The sequence below is a fragment of the Caballeronia arvi genome (assembly GCF_001544695.2).
GTDB classification, from domain to species: Bacteria; Pseudomonadota; Gammaproteobacteria; order Burkholderiales; family Burkholderiaceae; genus Caballeronia; species Caballeronia arvi.
This window is the reverse complement of the sequence record NZ_FCOM02000070.1, coordinates 13,715-32,254: the sequence shown is the minus strand read 5'-3', so window position 1 is coordinate 32,254 and position 18,540 is coordinate 13,715. Positions and strand designations below refer to the sequence as shown.

Annotated in this window: 21 protein-coding genes and 3 pseudogenes; 12 read left to right on the top strand and 12 right to left on the bottom strand. The window is 62.0% G+C overall.

Annotated elements, in window-relative coordinates:
* Nucleotides 1-339, bottom strand: a 339-nt coding sequence (locus AWB74_RS38260) for a cation:dicarboxylate symporter family transporter (RefSeq protein ID WP_235024841.1), incomplete at its 3' end; no start/stop codon positions are given.
* A gap of 51 nt (nucleotides 340-390) precedes the next feature.
* Here AWB74_RS38260 and AWB74_RS48800 point away from each other — a divergent pair.
* Nucleotides 391-516, top strand: a pseudogene (locus AWB74_RS48800) (hypothetical protein); the annotation flags it as partial.
* Between the two features lie 150 nt (nucleotides 517-666).
* Here the strand turns inward: AWB74_RS48800 and AWB74_RS38255 are convergent.
* Nucleotides 667-1,575 carry a LysR family transcriptional regulator gene (locus AWB74_RS38255; RefSeq protein WP_061151786.1) on the bottom strand — a complete coding sequence of 303 codons (909 nt, stop codon included), beginning with the start codon at nucleotides 1,573-1,575 and terminating at the stop codon, nucleotides 667-669.
* Between the two features lie 234 nt (nucleotides 1,576-1,809).
* Here AWB74_RS38255 and AWB74_RS38250 point away from each other — a divergent pair, with 234 nt between their 5' ends.
* Genes AWB74_RS38250 through AWB74_RS47690 form a run of 4 tightly spaced genes read left to right on the top strand, consistent with a single transcriptional unit; the run spans nucleotide 1,810 to nucleotide 4,494 of the window.
* Nucleotides 1,810-2,703 (top strand): NmrA family NAD(P)-binding protein, encoded by an 894-nt coding sequence (locus tag AWB74_RS38250; RefSeq protein WP_061151785.1) that lies wholly within the window; start codon nucleotides 1,810-1,812, stop codon nucleotides 2,701-2,703.
* A gap of 56 nt (nucleotides 2,704-2,759) precedes the next feature.
* Nucleotides 2,760-3,701 carry an NmrA family NAD(P)-binding protein gene (locus tag AWB74_RS38245; RefSeq protein WP_087039427.1) on the top strand — a complete coding sequence of 314 codons (942 nt, stop codon included), beginning with the start codon at nucleotides 2,760-2,762 and terminating at the stop codon, nucleotides 3,699-3,701.
* Nucleotides 3,596-4,207: an SDR family NAD(P)-dependent oxidoreductase gene (locus AWB74_RS38240; protein ID WP_087039426.1), complete on the top strand. Its 612-nt coding sequence runs from the start codon at nucleotides 3,596-3,598 to the stop codon at nucleotides 4,205-4,207. Before AWB74_RS38245 ends, AWB74_RS38240 begins: the two co-directional genes overlap by 106 nt.
* A gap of 32 nt (nucleotides 4,208-4,239) precedes the next feature.
* Nucleotides 4,240-4,494 carry a hypothetical protein gene (locus AWB74_RS47690; protein WP_235024840.1) on the top strand — a complete coding sequence of 85 codons (255 nt, stop codon included), beginning with the start codon at nucleotides 4,240-4,242 and terminating at the stop codon, nucleotides 4,492-4,494.
* On the opposite strand, the gene AWB74_RS38230 is transcribed toward AWB74_RS47690, so the two are convergent.
* Nucleotides 4,430-5,347, bottom strand: a complete 918-nt coding sequence (locus AWB74_RS38230) for a LysR family transcriptional regulator (RefSeq protein ID WP_061151783.1) — start codon at nucleotides 5,345-5,347, stop codon at nucleotides 4,430-4,432. The two genes, AWB74_RS47690 and AWB74_RS38230, sit on opposite strands and share 65 nt — an antisense overlap.
* Nucleotides 5,348-5,477: 130 nt before the next feature.
* Here AWB74_RS38230 and AWB74_RS38225 point away from each other — a divergent pair, with 130 nt between their 5' ends.
* Genes AWB74_RS38225 through AWB74_RS47680 form a run of 3 tightly spaced genes read left to right on the top strand, consistent with a single transcriptional unit; the run spans nucleotide 5,478 to nucleotide 7,079 of the window.
* Nucleotides 5,478-6,230: an SDR family NAD(P)-dependent oxidoreductase gene (locus tag AWB74_RS38225; protein WP_061151782.1), complete on the top strand. Its 753-nt coding sequence runs from the start codon at nucleotides 5,478-5,480 to the stop codon at nucleotides 6,228-6,230.
* 1 nt (nucleotide 6,231) lies between these two features.
* A complete protein-coding gene (locus AWB74_RS47685) occupies nucleotides 6,232-6,654 on the top strand; it encodes a pirin family protein (RefSeq protein ID WP_235024839.1) in 423 nt (140 codons plus the stop codon).
* The gene (locus tag AWB74_RS47680; protein WP_235024838.1) at nucleotides 6,630-7,079 is read left to right on the top strand and encodes a pirin family protein; all 450 of its coding nucleotides are present in this window, start codon (nucleotides 6,630-6,632) and stop codon (nucleotides 7,077-7,079) included. The genes AWB74_RS47685 and AWB74_RS47680 overlap by 25 nt, the downstream gene beginning before the upstream one ends.
* A 112-nt stretch (nucleotides 7,080-7,191) precedes the next feature.
* Here the strand turns inward: AWB74_RS47680 and AWB74_RS48290 are convergent, their stop codons facing one another.
* A complete protein-coding gene (locus AWB74_RS48290; protein ID WP_268811237.1) occupies nucleotides 7,192-7,314 on the bottom strand; it encodes a hypothetical protein in 123 nt (40 codons plus the stop codon).
* 223 nt (nucleotides 7,315-7,537) lie between these two features.
* Nucleotides 7,538-8,470: a LysR family transcriptional regulator gene (locus AWB74_RS38215; RefSeq protein WP_087039428.1), complete on the bottom strand. Its 933-nt coding sequence runs from the start codon at nucleotides 8,468-8,470 to the stop codon at nucleotides 7,538-7,540.
* 91 nt (nucleotides 8,471-8,561) lie between these two features.
* On the opposite strand from AWB74_RS38215, the gene AWB74_RS38210 reads away from it, so the two are divergent.
* Nucleotides 8,562-9,053, top strand: coding sequence for a GNAT family N-acetyltransferase (locus AWB74_RS38210; RefSeq protein WP_061151779.1), 492 nt, complete (start codon nucleotides 8,562-8,564; stop codon nucleotides 9,051-9,053).
* A 118-nt stretch (nucleotides 9,054-9,171) separates the two neighbouring features.
* Here the strand turns inward: AWB74_RS38210 and AWB74_RS38205 are convergent.
* Nucleotides 9,172-9,534: pseudogene (locus tag AWB74_RS38205) on the bottom strand (tripartite tricarboxylate transporter permease); the annotation flags it as partial.
* A gap of 92 nt (nucleotides 9,535-9,626) precedes the next feature.
* On the opposite strand from AWB74_RS38205, the pseudogene AWB74_RS38200 reads away from it, so the two are divergent.
* Nucleotides 9,627-9,947, top strand: a pseudogene (locus tag AWB74_RS38200) (SDR family NAD(P)-dependent oxidoreductase); the annotation flags it as partial.
* Between the two features lie 154 nt (nucleotides 9,948-10,101).
* On the opposite strand, the gene AWB74_RS38195 reads toward AWB74_RS38200, so the two are convergent.
* From AWB74_RS38195 to AWB74_RS38180, 4 genes are all read right to left on the bottom strand, one after another.
* Nucleotides 10,102-10,974, bottom strand: coding sequence for a hypothetical protein (locus tag AWB74_RS38195; RefSeq protein WP_061151776.1), 873 nt, complete (start codon nucleotides 10,972-10,974; stop codon nucleotides 10,102-10,104).
* 150 nt (nucleotides 10,975-11,124) lie between these two features.
* Nucleotides 11,125-11,757, bottom strand: coding sequence for a response regulator (locus AWB74_RS38190; protein ID WP_061151775.1), 633 nt, complete (start codon nucleotides 11,755-11,757; stop codon nucleotides 11,125-11,127).
* The gene (locus tag AWB74_RS38185) at nucleotides 11,754-13,379 is read right to left on the bottom strand and encodes a response regulator (RefSeq protein ID WP_061151774.1); all 1,626 of its coding nucleotides are present in this window, start codon (nucleotides 13,377-13,379) and stop codon (nucleotides 11,754-11,756) included. Before AWB74_RS38185 ends, AWB74_RS38190 begins: the two co-directional genes overlap by 4 nt.
* Nucleotides 13,376-15,526, bottom strand: a complete 2,151-nt coding sequence (locus AWB74_RS38180) for a hybrid sensor histidine kinase/response regulator (RefSeq protein WP_061151773.1) — start codon at nucleotides 15,524-15,526, stop codon at nucleotides 13,376-13,378. The genes AWB74_RS38185 and AWB74_RS38180 overlap by 4 nt, the downstream gene beginning before the upstream one ends.
* Nucleotides 15,527-15,914: 388 nt before the next feature.
* Between AWB74_RS38180 and AWB74_RS38175 the strand changes: the two genes are divergently transcribed.
* Nucleotides 15,915-16,163 (top strand): hypothetical protein, encoded by a 249-nt coding sequence (locus AWB74_RS38175; protein WP_061151787.1) that lies wholly within the window; start codon nucleotides 15,915-15,917, stop codon nucleotides 16,161-16,163.
* Between the two features lie 26 nt (nucleotides 16,164-16,189).
* A complete protein-coding gene (locus tag AWB74_RS38170; RefSeq protein ID WP_061151772.1) occupies nucleotides 16,190-16,399 on the top strand; it encodes a hypothetical protein in 210 nt (69 codons plus the stop codon).
* Nucleotides 16,400-16,690: 291 nt separating this feature from the next.
* On the opposite strand, the gene AWB74_RS38165 is transcribed toward AWB74_RS38170, so the two are convergent.
* Complete coding sequence (locus AWB74_RS38165; protein WP_061151771.1) at nucleotides 16,691-17,542, bottom strand: carbohydrate ABC transporter permease; 852 nt, start codon at nucleotides 17,540-17,542, stop codon at nucleotides 16,691-16,693.
* Nucleotides 17,543-17,551: 9 nt separating this feature from the next.
* Complete coding sequence (locus AWB74_RS38160) at nucleotides 17,552-18,511, bottom strand: carbohydrate ABC transporter permease (RefSeq protein ID WP_061151770.1); 960 nt, start codon at nucleotides 18,509-18,511, stop codon at nucleotides 17,552-17,554.
* Nucleotides 18,512-18,540: the final 29 nt, after the last annotated feature.

The following is an 18,540-nucleotide window of genomic DNA, read 5'->3' as shown; positions in this document are numbered from 1 at the left end:
CAGGCGCGGCAGCACCGGTTCCGTCGACGACGTCGCAAGCACGATGACGAGTTCCTCGCGGATATAGCGCAACAGCCGCCAGAGCGAGAAGCCGTGCAGCCGTGCGAGCGGACCGAGCACCAGCACGACGAACGCCGCGCACGCCGCGTAGAACGTCACTATCAGCATGCCCAGCGAGCCGATCGAGTGGATGCCGAACCGTCCGACCGTGAAGGCCATCGCACCGAATGCGCCGAGAGGCGCGAGCCGCATGATCATCGCGAGGATTCGGAACAGCACGTTCGCGACGCCGTTGATCAATTCCTCATAAAGCCGCTGGCCGAGAAGGTGGCCCCGCAAGTTGGCGATGATCTGAACGGAGAGCCAACTTCTGAATCGTTGGATGATGAGGCACTTCGTCCCTCCCTAGAGTTTGCGTAATTGCCTCAACCACAATCGGCAGCACGTGCCGCCATTACGACAGCGTATCGACGGCCGGAGCCGGAGGTGTTGGTGCGCGGGACGGCGGCAGCTCCGCCACCGGAGTGAGCGTCGGCTTTGGATCAGGTTTCGAGCGCGAAGCGACGAAGCAACCATGCTCCCGTTTTGATCCACGATGACCGAAAATCGCCGGATTGCGAAATGCATGCAAAACAAGATCTATTCATCGGGCTTTCGAAATGCGCTTCACATCGAGACGATGAAGTCGAGCGATTGACTCTTCAGTTCATCGGCCAGGAAGTCGACGAATGCGCGGGCCGCCAGACGGGTTGCTCGTCCCATCGGGAAATAGGCATGGACAGGCAGTTCCGCCATCCTCCATTCGGGCAGCAAATGCACGAGCGCCCCGCTCTCGATCTCCGCCCGGCACGCCCACGACGTCGTCGAGGCGACGCCCAGTCCTGACACGGCGGCGGCAAGCGCACCCGCCGTGTCATTGGTCGACACATGCGGCCGAACCTCTGCCAGCGCGACCTTTCCATCGCGTTCGAATCGCCATGACGACGCGTGCGCGCCAGCCGGCCCGCCCACCACGCGATGCCTCGCGAGATCCTCCGGCGTGTCAGGCACGCCGTGCTTCCGAAGGTAGCCAGGCGCCGCCACGACGACGCGATACATCTTCCCAATCAGCCTCGCCGTGCCCGATGAATCCGGCAGACTGCCCACCCGGATACCGACATCGACCGCTTCGCGAACCATGTCCTGCCATCGGTCGTCCAGCATGACCTCGACACGCAGCGACGGATGACGTTCAGTGAACGCGGACAGGCGCGGAAGCACGACTCGCGTGGCCATCGTCGATGGCATCGCGAGGCGCAGCACGCCACGCAGTTCGCCCGTTTCGCGCACGCTGTTCTCGGCGTCCTCGATGGCCGCGAGTATCGGCTCCATGCGCGCAAGAAATTCGAGGCCGGCTTCCGTCGGGACGACGGCGCGCGTGGTGCGCGTGAGCAGGCGGGCGCCGAGCGCCGCCTCCAGTTCGGCGACCATCCTGGAGACCTGGGACTGCGCCAGTCCGCTCTCGCGCGCCGCAGCCGAAAAGCTGCCCAGCCGCGCGACCCGGGTGTAGAGCCTGAACGTCAGGACATCCTTCACGCGTCCCCCTGGTCGAGCAATCCACGACCGCGCCCATGCTGATCGAGCATAAATGTTAGCCGAATTCACAGGCTACCGGGATAAGCCGCTTGCGATCAAATTAGCGACATGGCAACGCATCACCCACCGCCTGATCGGAACCTGTCAGGGCGTCTGTTCCGATCTCCCGATAGCCCTCGGCGAAGTCCGTCGGTTCAACATCGACGCAAGACTTCGCAAACCGGAGTAATTGATATGACCAAAGTTCTCGTCACCGGCGCGTCTGGCGATACCGGCCGTCCGACCGTCGAATGTCTGCTCGAAAAAGGTTTCGAAGTCCGCGCACTCGTTCGGAAAGACGACCATCGCGCACAGAAGCTGCGTGATCTGGGCGCCGAAGTCGTGCTGGGCGACATGATGAGCCTGCGCGACATCCGGCTCGCGATGGACGGCGTACAGCGCGCCTATTTCTGCTTTCCGCTTGCCGAAGGCCTTGTCGAAGCCGCCGTGATCTTCGCGCAGGCGGCGAAGGAACAGGACCTCGACCTGATCGTCAACATGTCGCACAAGCAGTCGCGTCCGGCGGCGCGCAGCAAGGCGACGCAGAATCACTGGCTCTCCGAGCAGATCTTCAACTGGTCCGGCGTGCCTTCCGTGCATCTGCGCGTGACGTTCTTCGCCGAATGGCTGCTGTATATCGCGCCGCAAATCCGCTACGGCCGTTACGTGATGCCCTACAACAAGGACAGCCGCTTCGCGCCGATCGCGGGCAGCGACATCGCGCGGATCATCGCGGGCATTGTCGCGAATGCGGCTCCGTATATCGGCCGCGCGCTCGCGCTGCACGGTCCCGTCGAGTACAGCCATGAGGAACTCGCCGCTGAAGTGGGCCGCGTGCTCGGCAAGGATCTTCCCTACGAACATGTCACCGTCTCCACGTTCCTCGAACTCTTCGGCCTGCAGGACGCCGTTGCGATGCGCCGGCATTTCGAAGCGGTCACGATCGACCAGCAGGAAGGTCTGCTCGCCGGAACGGACAGCACCGGAACGGAGATCATCGGCCGGCCGCTGACGACCGTCGAGCAATTCATTCGCGAGAATCTCCCGAAGTTCGTGCTCGAGTATCCGCTGACCCGGTCCGCCAACTGATCGGCAAGCGCCTCGGATTCAACGCTACGAATACTATTTATTTAGGAATCACGATCATGTCAAAGAAAGTTCTCATCACCGGCGCAACCGGAGATACTGGCCGCGCGGCAGTGCGCGAATCGATCGCGCTAGGTCTGTCCGTTCGGGCGCTCGTCCATCGAAGAGACGAACGGTCCGCCGCGCTCGAAGCGCTCGGCGCGGAAATCGTCACGGGCGACCTGCTCGAAATCGATACCCTTCGCGAAGCAATGCGCGGCATCGATGCCGCATACCTCGTGTATCCGGTCGCGCCGGGCCTGATCACCGCCACCGTCAATTTTGCGCAGGCCGCGAAGGAAACGGGCGTCGGGACGATCATCAATCTCTCGCAGCGCTCGGCTAATCGCGAGTCCGCCAGTCATTCGAGCCGCGACACGTTCATCGCCGAGGAGATTCTCAACTGGTCGGGTCTGCCTGTCATTCATCTGCGTCCGACCTATTTCCTCGAATGGCTGCTCTATCCGTGGCAATTGCCGTATCTGCAGCAAGGCGTTTTGCGCATGCCCGCCGGAAAAGCCCGGCATTCGCCGATCGCGGCGGACGATCAGGGCCGCGCGATCGCCGCGCTGCTGAAGAATCCGGAAGGCCACATCGGCACGACGATTCCACTCTCCGGCCCGGTCGAGATGGACCACGAGCAGATGGCCGCCGAGCTGTCGGAAGCGCTCGGCCGCAAGATCGTGTTTCAGGATCTGCCGATCGACGAGTATGGCGCGTCGCTCGACGCGATGGGCGTGCCGCCGTACATCGTCCAGCATCTGGGCGGCGCGATGGCCGACTACCAGAACGGCCGCATGTCCGGCGCCGACGACAACGTCGAGAAGCTGACCGGCCGCCGGCATCGCTCAAGGACTTGCTCAAGGAAGGCGACCGCCGCCTCGTTCCGCTGCCGCTCGATGTCACCGACCCGGATCAGGTTGCGGCCGCCGCTGCCATCGCAACGGACGTCACGCTGCTGATCAACAACGCGGGCTTCGCGGCATTCGAAGGCGCGATCTCCGCACCCGGCACCGACGACGCCCGGCACGAAATGGATGTGAACTACTTCGGCACGCTCGCAATGACGCGAGCCTTCGCGCCGGCGCTTGCGCGCACGCATGGCAGCGCCATGCTCAACATGCTGTCGATGCTCGCGCTGGTAAGCCTGCCGATGGCCGCGACGTACTCCGCGTCGAAGGCGGCGGCCCTGTCGCTCACGCGCAGCGTGCGTGCCGAGTTCGAGGCGCAAGGCACGCAGGTCGTCGGCGTGCTCGCGGTCCAGACGGAAACGGAAATGGGCGGGAAGCTGCCCGAGCCGCGCATGACGCCGCAAGAGGTCGTGAACGATGCGCTCGATGCAATCGAAGCCGGCATCAGTGACGAGATCGTCGCGGGCAGTCAGTCGCGCGGCGTGCATCAGGCGTTCATCGCCGATCCGAAAGGGCTGCAGGCGAAGATGTCCACGCGCCTGCCGCAACGCGGCTGAAGCCGTTCCCACATCAATCGATGGAGCCCATCATGAACTTCCACGAAACGTTGAATGAGCGAAACGCCGAATACGCGGCAAGCGGCTTTGCGCCGGACCTGAAGATGCTGCCCTCGCGCCGCACGATGATCGTCGGTTGCGTCGATCCGGCGCTGCTCGAAACGCTGGCTATCCTCGGAACGGTGTCGCGCGCGGCTACGCCGGGCAAACCGCGCCCACGCTTTACCTGGCGCCAAGCCAGACCGGCTTCGACAAATGCTGCGCGAAAAAGTCAGCCAGCACCGTGACCTTGGCCGGACGGGAGCGCGCCGAGGGCGTCACGAAATAGAGCCCGCCTCGTGTCAGGTGCCAGTCCGTCAGAATGACCTTCAGCCGCCCGTCTGACAGGTATTCACCCGCTATGAATTCGGGTAGCTCCGCGATCGCAAGCCCTTCGAGCAGCGTGGGTAGCAGCGCATCAGAATTCGTCACCCGGAGCGGACCAACGGGTGTAATTGGTTCCTCCTCGCCCGCGTCGTTCACGAATCGCCAGACGTCGCTGCGCGCGCGGTAGGCATAAGACAGACATGGTCTGTCAACGAGCTCGCGAGGATGCGTCGGACGCCCGTAGCGTTCCAGATATTTCGGTGAGGCGACGACAAGCTGGGATATGGGACACAGGCGCCTTGCCACGAGCGATGAGTCCGGCAACGCGGCAATCCTTAGCGCCGCGTCGAAGCCTTGCGCCACGATATCGATCGTTGCGTCGGACAAGTGCAAGTCAATTGACACCTCGGGATAAGCCTCAAAGAAGCCCGGCAAAAGCGGCGCGACCCAGCGCAGTCCAAAAGACATCGGTACGGCGAGACGCACGAGGCCACGAGGCTGAACTGACATCTCGCGCGCGGCGTTTTCGGCCTCCTCTGCTTGTCGGTAGATGTCTCCCGCTTTCTCGGCAATCGTCCCGCCGAACCCGGTGAGCGCCAGTGTCCGTGACGTTCGGTTGAAGAGTCTCGCACCGAGCCGCTCCTCCAGTCGCGCCACGCCACGCGAGACGGTGGCGACCGACACGCCCATCGCACGCGCAGCTGCGGCGAACGATCCCTCCTCCGCCACCTTGGCAAACATCGCCAACCCTTCAAAGTCCGGAAATTTGGTCATTTCATTTTTGCAATGATGATTTGCAGGCAATTCTATTTCGAAAAGATGCCTGCGTCGATATTCTCATCACATCGGTTCACGACTGACCACGTCAACGAACCATCCCAACCGAACGAACAGGAGAAACACCATGGCACGCAAGCTCGAAGGCAAGATCGCTCTCGTCACCGGCGCGACCAGCGGCATTGGCCTCGCGACGGCCAAGCGCTTCGCGGCAGAAGGTGCACACGTGTACATTACCGGTCGCCGTCAGGCCGAACTCGATGCAGCCGTCGCGGAAGTCGGTAACGCGACGGGCGTTCGCGTCGATTCGTCGAAGCTCGATCAACTGGACGCGCTGTACGAGCAAATTCGCAGCGAAAAGGGCCGGCTGGACGTGCTGTTCGCCAATGCAGGCGGCGGCTCGATGGTGCCGCTGGGCGACATCACCGAAGCGCATTACCACGACACCTTCGACCGTAATGTGAAGGGCACGCTGTTCACCGTGCAGAAGGCGCTGCCGCTGTTGTCAAAAGGCGCATCGGTGATTCTCGCCGGGTCGACCACGACCATCGAAGGCACGGCCGCCTTCAGCGTGTACTCGGCTTCCAAAGCCGCAATCCGCAACTTTGCGCGCAGCTGGATTCTCGATCTGAAGGACCGCGGCATTCGTGTCAACACCATCAGCCCCGGCGCGACCAAGACGCCCGGCCTGGTCGAGCTTGCAGGACCGGACGTCGCCCAGCAAGAGGGCCTTCTCGACTACCTCGCATCACGCATTCCGATGGGCCGCGTGGGTGACCCGAACGAAATCGCTGCCGCGGCGCTCTTTCTGGCATCGGACGACGCGAGCTTCGTGAACGGCGCCGAGTTGTTCGTCGACGGCGGTCAGGCGCAAGTCTAAGGTGCCGCTGTCGCTCCGCTGCAGTGGCAGTGCGCGGCCGCGCTGCCACAGTCGGAAATCAGAGACCGACATGATCGAACATCGCCCATTCGAGACGCCAGGTCGCGTCGAGCGCGACTGGCTTCAGGCGCGGTTGCATTTCCGCTTCGGCGACATCGGCGGCCCTGAGCACGCACCGGTCAGCCCGCTTTATATCTGGAATGACGACACATTCGCGCCGCATTCAGGCTTCGGCATGCGTGCACGCAAGAACGTCGAGATCGTCACCTTCGTGCGCGCGGGCGTCATCACGCACGAAGACAGCTTCGGCAACACAGCCCGCATCCAAGCGGGCAACGTCCAGGTGATGAGCGCCGGCCGCGTATTCGACATGCAGAGCGCAACGACGAAGAGCAGCCGATGCGGCTGTTTCAAATTTGGCTGACGCCTCGTACACACGATGGCGAACCCCGGTGGAAACAGCGGCGTTTCAATTTCGATCAAGCTAGCAATGGCTTCGTTATATTTGCGAGCGGCGCGTCCGCGGATGTCGACGCTGGAGCCTTGCACATAAACGCCGATGCTCGTCGTCTACATGCAAAGATGTGTAGCGGGGAAAGCCACGCCTATCGAATGGTGCAAGGTACGAGAATCTATCTCGTGCCGACAACCGGCCGTGTACGCGTGAACGATGTCTGTCTTGCTGCACGCGACGGCGCCGCAATTGTCGACGAAAACTCCCTGATGATCACTGCATCGACGAGACGTCCGTCGCGCTGTTCGAAACGTGTTCGGTACAGTAGCGCGCTGCGCCCTAATTGCAGACATTGCAGATCGTGGACGGAGCAGTTGCCTTCTCAAGCATGCTGATGATGACTTGCTTACGTGCGTTGGATCATCAGTGACTCGCTCGCCACAACGCTTTACTGTATCGGCTCACCATCGTGCTCGTCGACTTCCGTGGCTCGCAACCGTCCCAGAGTCACTGACCGAGGGTCACACGCGCCATTCCCAGCACGCGCACGCCATCGAGCGGCGTGACGGGATCGGGCGCGAAGGGCTCCGGGTCCGATTCGCCGATCTTCTCGATCTGGATCAGCGGCATCGAAGCCAGATGAACACGATACTGCGCCTCACCTCATCCAATAGCCGACGGCGGGTCTTGGAATGGACGAGCCTAAGTTGGCGTCCCACCGTGAGCGGGGCACGAAGGCGGAGATTCGCCCATCCGTTCGCGCTCAGACGAGACCAGCCGCCACTGCTTTGCTTGATCGTGCTTCACAGGTCAGCGCAGCTTCTAGCTCGCTCAGTGCGTTCCAGATATCGATCTAGCCCTCTCCCGATATCGCCCGCGATGCCGAAATCAACTGCTGGCGCATCCAACGATGCGCGGGCGACGCTGAGTGCCGTCGATGAAAATACGCTTTGAGGACGTATCGTGGAACATCGAACGGCGTCGGACGGAAAGCAAGCGTAACGGCAGCAGCAAGCTGTTGCACCAGGCCGCGAGGCAATGTGATCAGATGATCCGAATTCGCGACGATAAATGGAGCGGCCATCAAGCTCGGCAACTGCACGGAAACGTCCCGCTCCAGTCCCTTCCTCAGTAATGCTGCGTCGATGACACTACCTTCCGTGTTCCACGGCGTCACCACGACATGGCGCTCGGCAAGATACTGTTTCAATGAGAGCTTCTTCCCGATCCTCGGATGTCCTTGCCGGAACGCGACGACGTAATCGTCACTAAAGCAATCGAGCGACTCCAGTCCCGCTTGCGTATCCGCACCTTCATCAGAAAAGCCGAGGGCGAACTGAACTCGCCCGGATGCAAGCTCGTCAATCGATTCACGCTGCGTGGAATAGACCACTCGAACGCGAACATGAGACGAGCAACGTTCCAGCGCCGCAATAAGCGAAGGCAGCAACGCGAACGTCGTGAAATCGGTCGCGGCAAAAGTGAAGAGCTGATGGCTTGTCGACGGATCGAACGAGCCGACATCTTCCAGGGCTCCGGAAAGCGTTCGAAGTGCATCCTGAATCCCCGGCGCGAGTTGCTCGGCACGCGCAGTCGGCTGCATACCGTTGCCGTAGCGCACAAAAAGTTCGTCCGCAAGCGCATCGCGCAGACGCGACAGCGCGTGACTGCACGCCGATGAACTCAATGCGAGTTCATCGGCCGCCGCGACCACGCTTCGAAGTCGAAAGAGAGCGTCGAAGACGAGCAGAAGATTCAGGTCCAACCGTCTGAGTAGATCATGCATGATGTGCAGCACCGCCTGAAGATATTGCAGTACGTGCAATTATCAACGGTTTTATCATTCCGTCTCCCGTTCCTCCTGAACCATTACGCAGATGAGCACGCCGACTTTCCGTCAGGCAACCACTTCGGACGCCGACCGTTGTTTTGAAATAGAAACATCCGCATACGAAGGCGATGAAGCCGCAACGCGCGAAAAAATCGCCACGCGAATCAGACAGTATCCGGAAGGCTTTCTCATCATGGAACTGGATGGCCGCATCGCCGGCTTCATCAATAGCGGATGCGCCTATAACGTAATCATGTCCGATGAGGCGTTCAAGGAACTCATCGGCCATGATCCCGCCGCGCCGAACGTCGTGATCATGTCCGTGGTGATCGACCCGGCGCTCCAGGGGCGTGGCTACGCGTTGTCGATGATGCGAACCTTCGTCTCGCGGATGGCTGCGATGAGAAAGCAAACCATTCACCTCATGTGCAAGGAACGTCACATCGCGCTCTATGAAAAACTCGGCTATCGCTACGTGAGACCGTCGACCTCCGATCATGGCGGCATGGCATGGCACGAGATGGACATGACGCTTTGAGCGCCCGTTCGCACGGCGACGTCTGACGACAACCGGGGCGCTCGAGCGCCCTGGCTTTCCTTCAGACTCCGCCCGATTCCGACGGGACGCTCACGCGCCGGCTACATCACCGCGAGCGCAGGATCGCAGATGCGGCGATGAAGGCCGCGCTGATCCGACGTTGCACGAATATCGACACATCCCCCCGCGATAGCAGCAATGCGCCGCGAAAATTCTCTTCGACCATCGGTCCGAGCACGAAGCCGAGCAGAATGGGCGCGACAGCGCACCGGGCACGCCGAACGCCAGCACTTCCCATACGTGAAAGAGGCTGTTCTGCGTACTGAACACCCCAACTGCGATGAAGAACATTGCGCACGGGAACATGAAGCGATACAGCATGCGCAGCATCTTGACCCACACGCCGATCGAGTCCCCAAAGGATATCCGGATGCTCGCCGATGAGTCGCGGCCCCGGCGTGATGCCCTGCACCGGCAGCGCGCTACACCGCTTGTCCCCACCGCGGAACAGTCCACGGCAGATGGCATAGTCAAATGCCACATTCTTAGTACTTTTTGATGGGACACGATTCTTCCACGAGCATCGATCATGCCGCAATCAGCGGAGTCTATTCCGTGCTGGCTGCATTGACGAAAGGCGGCCTGAACGCCGCGACGAAATCCTTGGCGATCGAATACGCAAAAAAGGGGATCCGGGTAAATGCCGTTGCGCCGGGGATCATAAAAACGCCAATGCACGCTTCAGAAGATCATGAAGCACTCGGCGCTTTCCATCCGCTCGGTCGCATGGGTGAAACAAGCGACATTGCGGAAGCGATCCTGTTTCTCGATTCCGCATCGTTCGTCACTGGAGAGGTTCTGCACGTCGACGGCGGTCAAAGCGCTGGGCGATAGGACGCAGCTGCACCGCCGTTCCCGCCGTTCCCGCCGTTCCCAATGGCGGCCCGATTCCGTCCAGAAAATACTGGATCGTTGGCCGACCTGCAGGCGGGATCGCCTCGCAGGCCATGGCCCAGCTTAAATTGGCAACACCATTCACCGCGCCAACCTAAACGCGCATCCAATACTCATCCGGAATGGCGGCATCCGCCTCCGACATAAACGGATTATCAAGCCGGATCACTCGCCTGCTCGAAGGCTTCGTGCGTTTCAACGCATTCTGAATATACGGATGCGTATCGAATAGCTTCAGATAAGACCCATCACGCCAGGCACTCGTAAATCCGCGCGCGATCGTCGCCGCCAGTTCACCGTGATTCGGTGACACATAAAACAAAAAGTCCGAGCGATACGCAAGCAGCAAGCTTTGCTCCACCGCAAGCCTCGACTGTGTCGCGCCGCGCGCTTCCCATTCCGGATAGGCCTCCACGACACCGCGCGGAAAGTAATCGACCCGCCGGCCTTCGAGCATCTTGAAGATCGTCTCGTAGGTCGAAGGCGTCTGCACCGGCAAGCCGGCGTTGCGCATGATCTCGGCATCGACCCATCCGAGCCCCTGCACGGCGGTCATCGAACGTAGATCGTCGAGCGTCTGGACGCGGTCGAAATCGGCCTGCCGGTCCTCGCGGATCAGGAACACGCGATAGCCGATCAACCCGCGATGAATCGGAATATGCACGACGTTCAGACCGCGCTCGGCTTGCGCGTCCATGCTCGTCCAGTGGAGATTGATCGTCTTGCCGGTCGCGAGTTCGGCCAATGCGCGGCCGCGCTCCATCACCACCTCCAATTGGCGCGCCGTGTAGGTGGCATTCGCCGCCTTCATCGCGAGATCCAGGGTGGCCAGCGCGAACGCGGTATGCACTTCCCTGCCCGGACGGATCTGCGGGTAGACGATGTCGAAATGCCGTGCGGGGGTGGCCCTCGCGCCAAGTGCCGCGCTGGCGGCGGTCGCTGCGAGAAGAAAGCGCCTGCGATGCATAGTGAACAGTGGCCGGGACGAAATCAGGCAAGCGCCCGCACCAGAAGCGAGCGTGACCAAATCGTGTCACAAGCCTGTCGCCGCCCAAAATCCGGGCAAACCCGCTGACAAATCGCCCACCGGAAAATTACGTCGCGCTCACGTCGGCGGTCATTCGATGACCAGTCCATGCCGGATCGCGTAGCGGATCACTTCGGCATTGTTGGACAGTCCGAGTTTCTGCATGAGCCGCATCTTGTGCGTGCTGATCGTCTTCGCGCTGAGCGAGCACGTGTCGGCGATTTCGTTGATGCTCTTGCCCGACGCCAGCATCTGAAGCACCTGAAACTCACGATCCGACAGCAGTTCGTGCGGCGGCACATCGCCGCGCTGTGTTTCGAAGACCAGCGCGTCGACCAGCTTAGGATCGATGAAGCGCCCGCCATCCACGAGCTTGCGTATCGCGGCGATCAGCACATCGGGGTCGCTGTCCTTGGTGAGATAACCCGTTGCGCCCGCCCGCAGCGCGCGCGACGCCACCTGCGCCTCGTCGTGGATGCTCAGCACGAGCACGGGCAACGACGGCTGCTCGGCGCGCACGCGGCGAATCAGATCGATGCCGCTGATGCCGGGCATCGTCATGTCGAGCAAGAGCAGATCGACGGCGCACTGGCGCAGCTTGTCGATGACTTCGGCACCGTGTGCCGCCTCGGCCGCGACGACGATATCGCTCGTCGTCGCGATGATCTGCTTGAGTCCGCCACGGACGATCGCGTGATCGTCGGCAATGAGTATCCTGATCATGTCGGCAGCGCCCCAGAAAGCGGAAGATGGATCGACACCGTGGTGCCCGCCCCCGGTGCGCTATCGATCGTAAGCGAGCCGCCCATCAGACGCGCACGTTCGTTCATGCCGAGCAATCCGTACGAGAACTTGCGATGCGCCGCCTGCGGCTCGAAACCGCGGCCATTGTCGCGCACCCGCAATTCGAGCTTGGCGGCCGTCGAGATCAGCCTGACTTCGACGCGCGTCGCGTGCGCATGTCGCGCGACGTTGGTGAGCGAAGCCTGAACGATGCGAAACGCCGCCGTCGCATACGCATCGGACAGCACGGGCTCGCAGCCTTCGATACGCAGCGTGCACGCAATCGCGTTACGCCGGATGAAATCTTCGACGAGCCATTCCAGCGCCGACACGATGCCGAAGTTCAGCGCCGCCGGCCGCAAATGGCTCGCGACATTGCGCACCATCCAGATCGTTCCTTCGACCAGTTCGCGCATGTCGTCGGTTTTTTTCGCGGCTTCGGGATCGTTCGCGAGACGCATCTTCAGCAAGGAAACATCCATCTTGAGCGCGGTCAGCAACTGGCCCAGTTCGTCATGAATTTCCATCGCGATACGCTTTCTTTCCTCTTCGCGAATGCCTTCCATATACGCGGACAGCTCGCGCTGCTGCTCGCGCGATTCGACGAGTTCCTGCTCCATCTGCTTGCGAAGGGTGATGTCGCTCAAGCCGACGTAGATCGCCGGAGCATCGTCGTAAGTCGCCACGCGCGCCGTCGCGATGGCCCAGAAGTGCCGGCCATCCGGACGCTTGAACTGAACCTCGGTGTTGCTGAAGCTGCCCTCGGTGCGCAAGTGTTCGATCAGACGCTCGCGCTCTCGCGGATCGACATAGAGATCCGCGAGCGTCGCGAGGTTTCCCTCGACGATCCCGAAAAGCTCGCGCAAAGGTTCGTTCGTATAAAAAATGCGGCCCTCCGGCATCGACGTGATGCACAAAGGCACCGGGCTCGTCTCGACGATCGCGCGAAAGCGTGCCTCGCTCGCCTGCAAGCGCGCATCCACACGCCGGCTTTTGTGGATCTGAGCCTTCAGGTCCGCATTGGCATGCGCGAGTTCGCGGGTCCGCAATTCGACGCGCCGTTCGAGATCGTCGCGGGCCAGGGAAAGCTCGATCTCGGCCTGCTTGCGCACGGCCACTTCGAGCAGCAGTTGCTGGTTCCGTGCGAGCAGTTGCTTGTGCATCGCGCGGAGTTCGAGATGGACGCCGACGCGCGCGAGCATCTCGTCCACGCGCAGCGGCTTGGTCACATAGTCGACGCCGCCCGCGAGAAAGCCCTCGACGCGGTCGTTATCGCCCGTGAGCGAAGTCATGAAGATGACGGAAATCTCGCGCGTGTGCGCGTCGCGTTTCAAACGGCGGCAGGTCTCGAAACCGTCGATGCCGGGCATCTTCACGTCGAGCAGGATCAGGTCCGGCTGCGTGAGCGCCGCGCGTTGCAGTGCTTCCACGCCGTCGAGCGCCACCAGCACGCGGATGCCGCGCGCCTCCAGACTGTCGACGACGACGCCGAGATTCGCAGGCGTGTCATCGACGATAAGGACAGTCCCGTTGCTGGAGACGCCTGCGCCGGATTTGCTCATGTCGCGCTGTTTCGTTCGAGATATTGCTCGACCAGTTTCAGGATCGCCTTCGACTGATAGCCGCGCGCGAGTCGATGCAAACGCGCGGCGAAGGCGGCATGCGCGGGACCGGCGGCGGCGGTTCGTTCCGCCCATCGAGCGATGCCGCCCATGTTGCCGTCGAGCGCGAGTTCGTGCAGCTCGCCGAGCTGCGCGGGAGAGAGCGATATCGACTCCGCATCGGGCGTGGCGCAGGTGCCGTCCGCGCTCGCATGAACCCATGTCAGCCCGAGCAATCGGGCGATGCGCGCGAGCAGCAGATCGAAATCCACCGGCTTGGTGATGAAGGCGCTCGCACCGGCTTCGAGGCATGTCGCGCCTTCGGGACCGAACGGCGTCGCCGATGTCGCGATGATCGGCAGGTGCGCGAATTCAGACACCGCGCGCAGACGGCGAATCACGTCGAGGCCGTCGATCTCCGGCATCACGATGTCGGTCAGCACGAGATCGGGACGTCGCTCATGCGCGAGCGCGATGCCTTCACGGCCGCTATCGGCCTCGATGACGTGAAAGCCGATGCGCGTCAGCAAGTCGACGACGACGCCGCGATTCACCTGCACGTCGTCGATCACGAGCACGGTGCGGCGCTCTCCTTCGTAACCGGTGATGCTCGCCACGGGCAGTGCCGCGCGCGCCGGCAGCCTGTCGACATGCGCCGGCGGCAGTTCGAACCAGAACACACTGCCCCGCCCCAGTTCGCTTTCGACATGGACATCGCCGCACATCGCGCGCACGAATTGCCGGGTGATCGCAAGGCCCAGGCCCGTGCCGCCCGCGCGGCGTTGCGCGCCGCTCGCCTGTTCGAACGGCATGAAGATTGTCTCGTGATCGCCGGGGTGAATGCCGATGCCCGTGTCGTGCACTTCGAAGCGCGCCGCGCCGCTCGCGCCGCGCCCGATGAGCAGGCGCACGCTGCCCGCATCGGTGAACTTCACGGCGTTCGACAGCAAGTTGAGCAGCACCTGCCGCAAGCGGCGTTCGTCGGCGCGAACGCCCGCGGGCGCATCGGCGGCGACGCTGCATTCGAACGTCAACTGATGGCGCTCGATCTTCACCGCGATGATCTCGCGGATCGTATCGACGAAGCCCGCGAGCGCCACATCGCAGATCTCGACGCGCAGCTTGCCGGCCTCGACCTTGGCGAAGTCGAGCGTATCCTCGATCAGCGTCAGCAGATGTTCGCCGCTTTGCTGAATGACGCTCACGCCGTCGCGCTGCCGAACGCCGAGCGTCGGGTCGCGCGCGAGTATCTGCGCATAGCCGAGAATGCCGTTGAGCGGCGTGCGCAGCTCGTGACTCAGATTCGCGAGGAACTCCCCTTTGGCGCGATTGGCGGCTTCGGCCAGACGTCTCGCCTCGCGTTCGAGCGTCGCTTCCCGTTCGTCGAGATAAGCGCGATGCAGCCGCGTGCCCATCGCGTTGAACGCCGATACGACGCGATCCAGTTCGTCGGGTTCGCGCGGCGGATTTCGCCGGAGCACGAGCGGTCCCGGCGGCTCGTGAAAGTCGTAATCGCTGACACTGCGCGCGATCGCCTGCAAATGCCTCGTCACGAGCCGCGAAAAGATGAAGAACGTGAAGAGCGCGACTAAAAAAGTATTGGCCGCCTGACTGATGAGAATGACGAGCGCGGTACGCACGATATCGCGATACAGACTCGTGAGCGTCGCCTCGACGTAGAGCGTGCCGATGCGCTCCAGCTTGCCCTTGACGCGGTATTCAATCGGAAATTCGCGTGCGATGACAAGGCGCGGCTGACGCTTGCCCACGGTCACGGCCAGCGCTGCCGGCGAAGCCGGCATGGCGCGGACTTCGGCCGCGCGAATGTCTTCGAGACGCAGCATGCCTTCAAGTTCCAGCCGCAGTTGCGGTTCATCGAGCCGCCATAGCGCTTCGCCCAGACTGTCGCGATTGCTTCGGTCGATATCGACGAGGCGGTTTTCGATCTGCGTGATGCCGCGCTCGTAGTCGCGATACAAATGCAGAGCCGTCAGGACGAGCGTCACGGCACAGCTAAAGGCGAGCACTGCCGCGAGCAAGCGCAGCATCAGGCTGCGCCGCACGTAGATGAGCCCCTTCCACCATGCATCGAGCTTGCCGAGAATCATGTCGTGTCCGAGTGCGGCCGCCTGGATGTCCCCTATTCTGCACTCGGCGCCGAAGCCAGGTCTAGCGCACGATCATCCTCGACTCGACACCCCGACGCTCATGCGAATGCACATCATCGACGAGTTCACGCGACATCGCAGTCAGCGCTGCCTGCTAAAAGGCGGTGCGACAAACTGATTCGACTGTCAGGCTTTCCTGACAGGGTTTTCACGCACGCCTCCTTTGCCGGCGAAGCGAACGCAAGGCATGCATCTGCTCAAGCTCGGACGGATAAGGAAATCCTGATGCACCAAATCAGCAAATCCTGAAAATACGTTCCGGTACGCCTGATTGGATCGCGGCCGCGTTGCACATAGCATCGGTTTATCGAACGTCGCGGGAGTGACGATGGCAACAGGCGAGACATCACTGCGCGTTCAGGTTGAAAGACTGGTGGGCGAAACGCGCGACGAGCGCATGCGCGTGCGCTTCATCGCACGCTCCCGCAAAGGCGCCACGCGCCGCGTGTGCATGCAGATCGACTGGACGGGCGGCGCGTTGTCGGTATTCTTCTTTCGCCACGCTGACGGTTCCTGGTATCTGTTCCCGCCGGACCAGCGCGCCGCACGATTGCGAAACGTCCGCGCGGCGGTTTGATCGTTGCACGAAACAAGGAGGTATTCATGTTCGACGATGCAACGAATGCGCTACCGCCGTATGTGAACGATCTGCGCGCCTGGCTCGACGAGTGGTACGACCATGCGTGCCGCTTCGGGATGGTGCAGCCGCCGTTCACGCTCGACGAGACGATTGCGGATCGTCTCGAAGGCTATTTTCAGGCGGGTCTCACGCCTGCGGAAGGCGCGATCGCTTTCTTCGGCACCGTGCATTGAGCAGCACACAGGAACGATCTCTCAGGTCCCCCCTCGGGACTTTTGCGCCGACGTCACAGTCGGCGCTTTTTTTTCCGAGTCCGCATCGGAACTTGTGCCGTATGCCGATGCCGCCCTGGCCGGCAAGGGAAAACCCGTGGCGACGCGATATTGGGATTGGTCACCTGTTGCGCGAGCGGCTTGCTCGCGAACGGGCTGTCGAAGTCGTTGTCCATGACGTGCCACGCTGGTTGTCGGTTGCTTCGACTTCAGGCGTGGCGAGTTGGATGAGAGTGAGGACGATGTTCCCGCTCACCCCTTCGTCGCCCCGAACGTCAATCCCGCGACGAAGTGCTTCTGCATCGCGAAGAATATCGCCACCGACGGCAGCGCGGCGAGAATCGAACCCGCCGACACGAGATTCCACGCCGTCGTCCATTGCCCCTTCAGGGCCGCGACACCGACCGTGATCGGCGCGGCATCGTCGCCCTGAGTCAGACACAGCGCCCAGAAATAGTCGTTCCAGACGAATGTGAAAACGAGCACCGTGAGCGCCGCGAGCGCCGGCCGAATCAGCGGCAGCACGATGCGCGTGAACACCGTCCATTCGCTCGCGCCTTCGATGCGCGCCGCCTCGATCAGTTCGAACGGCAACTGGCTGATGAAATTGCGCAGAAACAGCGTGCAAAATCCCGTCTGAAACGACAGATGAAACAGGATCAGCGCGCCCACCGTATTGAACAATCCGAGGCTCAGCGAGAGATCGCGCACCGGAATCATCAGAATCTGGATAGGCACGAAATTGCCCGCGACGAACGTGGCAAACAGCGCCGTGTTGCCGGGAAAGCGATAGATCGCGAGCGCGAAGCCCGCCATCGCCGCGAGCGCGATCGCGCCGAGCACCGCCGGCACGGTAATGAGCACGCTGTTCATGAAGTAATGCAGCATCGGCGAGGCGGTGAGCGCCTCGCGATAGTTGGCCACCAGCGAGATGTGCTGCGGCCAGCCCCAATAGTTGCCGAGACTGAGTTCCTCGCTCGAACGCACCGACGTGATCAGCACGGCGATCATCGGCAATAGCCAGATCAGAAGCGCAATGGGAAGCGAGAGTTTGTAGAGACGCCGGTTGAGCGGCTTCCACTTCTGCACGGGCATCGGATACATGCTCGCTCCTTAGATTTCGTTACGCAGCATGCGCCGCAAGTGATAGACGATGTACACGAGCATGATCGCGAACAGCACCACCGCGATCGACGCCGAATAACCGATCCGGTAATACTTGATGGCCTGGTCGTACATGTAATACGCGAGCACCGTCGAGCTTTCGAAGGGACCGCCGCCCGTCATCACCGAGATCAGATCGAAGCTGCGCAGCGCGCCGATCACGGTCACGACGATCGCCATGAAGGTCACCGGACGCAATTGCGGCAGCACGACATGCCAGAGCATCGTCCAGCCCTTCGCGCCTTCCATGCGCGCCGCTTCCAGTTGCTCGCTGTTGAGCGCCGTCAGGCCGGTCAGATACAGAATCATGCAGTAGGCGGTTTGCGGCCACAGCGCCGCGAAGACGATGCCGAACGTCGCATAGCGCGCGTCGCCGAGCACCGGCACGCCGTGTCCGAGTATCACCGCCAGCAGACCGAAGGTCGGATCGTAGAACCACGAGAAGATCAGCCCCACGACCACGCCCGACAGCACGAACGGCGCAAAAAACAGCGACTTGACGATGCGTATGCCCGCCACCGCCTGATTCAGATAGAGCGCGACGGCGAGACCCATCGGCGGCGCAAGAAGAAACAGCGCGAGCCAGATGACGTTGTTCTTCAGCGCGGTATAGAAGGTCGGCGCCTGAAACAGTTCGATGAAGTTGTCCAGGCCGACGAAGGTCTGTTCCGTCATGCCGTCCCAGTTGTAGAAGCTGAGCCGGATCGACGAAAGAATCGGCCAGATGACGTAGACGGCGACCATGACGCACGCGGGCGCGAGAAACAGCAGCGCTGCCTTGCGTTGCCTGCGCGCCGTCGGCGACGGTCCGCGCCGCTTCGTGCGCGAATGTGGCGAACGCGGCGAATGCGACGCATCCGGCTCGCGCGGCTGTGCGTTGACGTCCTGACGTGTGGCGGAATGCGGCACGACGGCTCTCCTTTCTTCGCTGCGGCGGC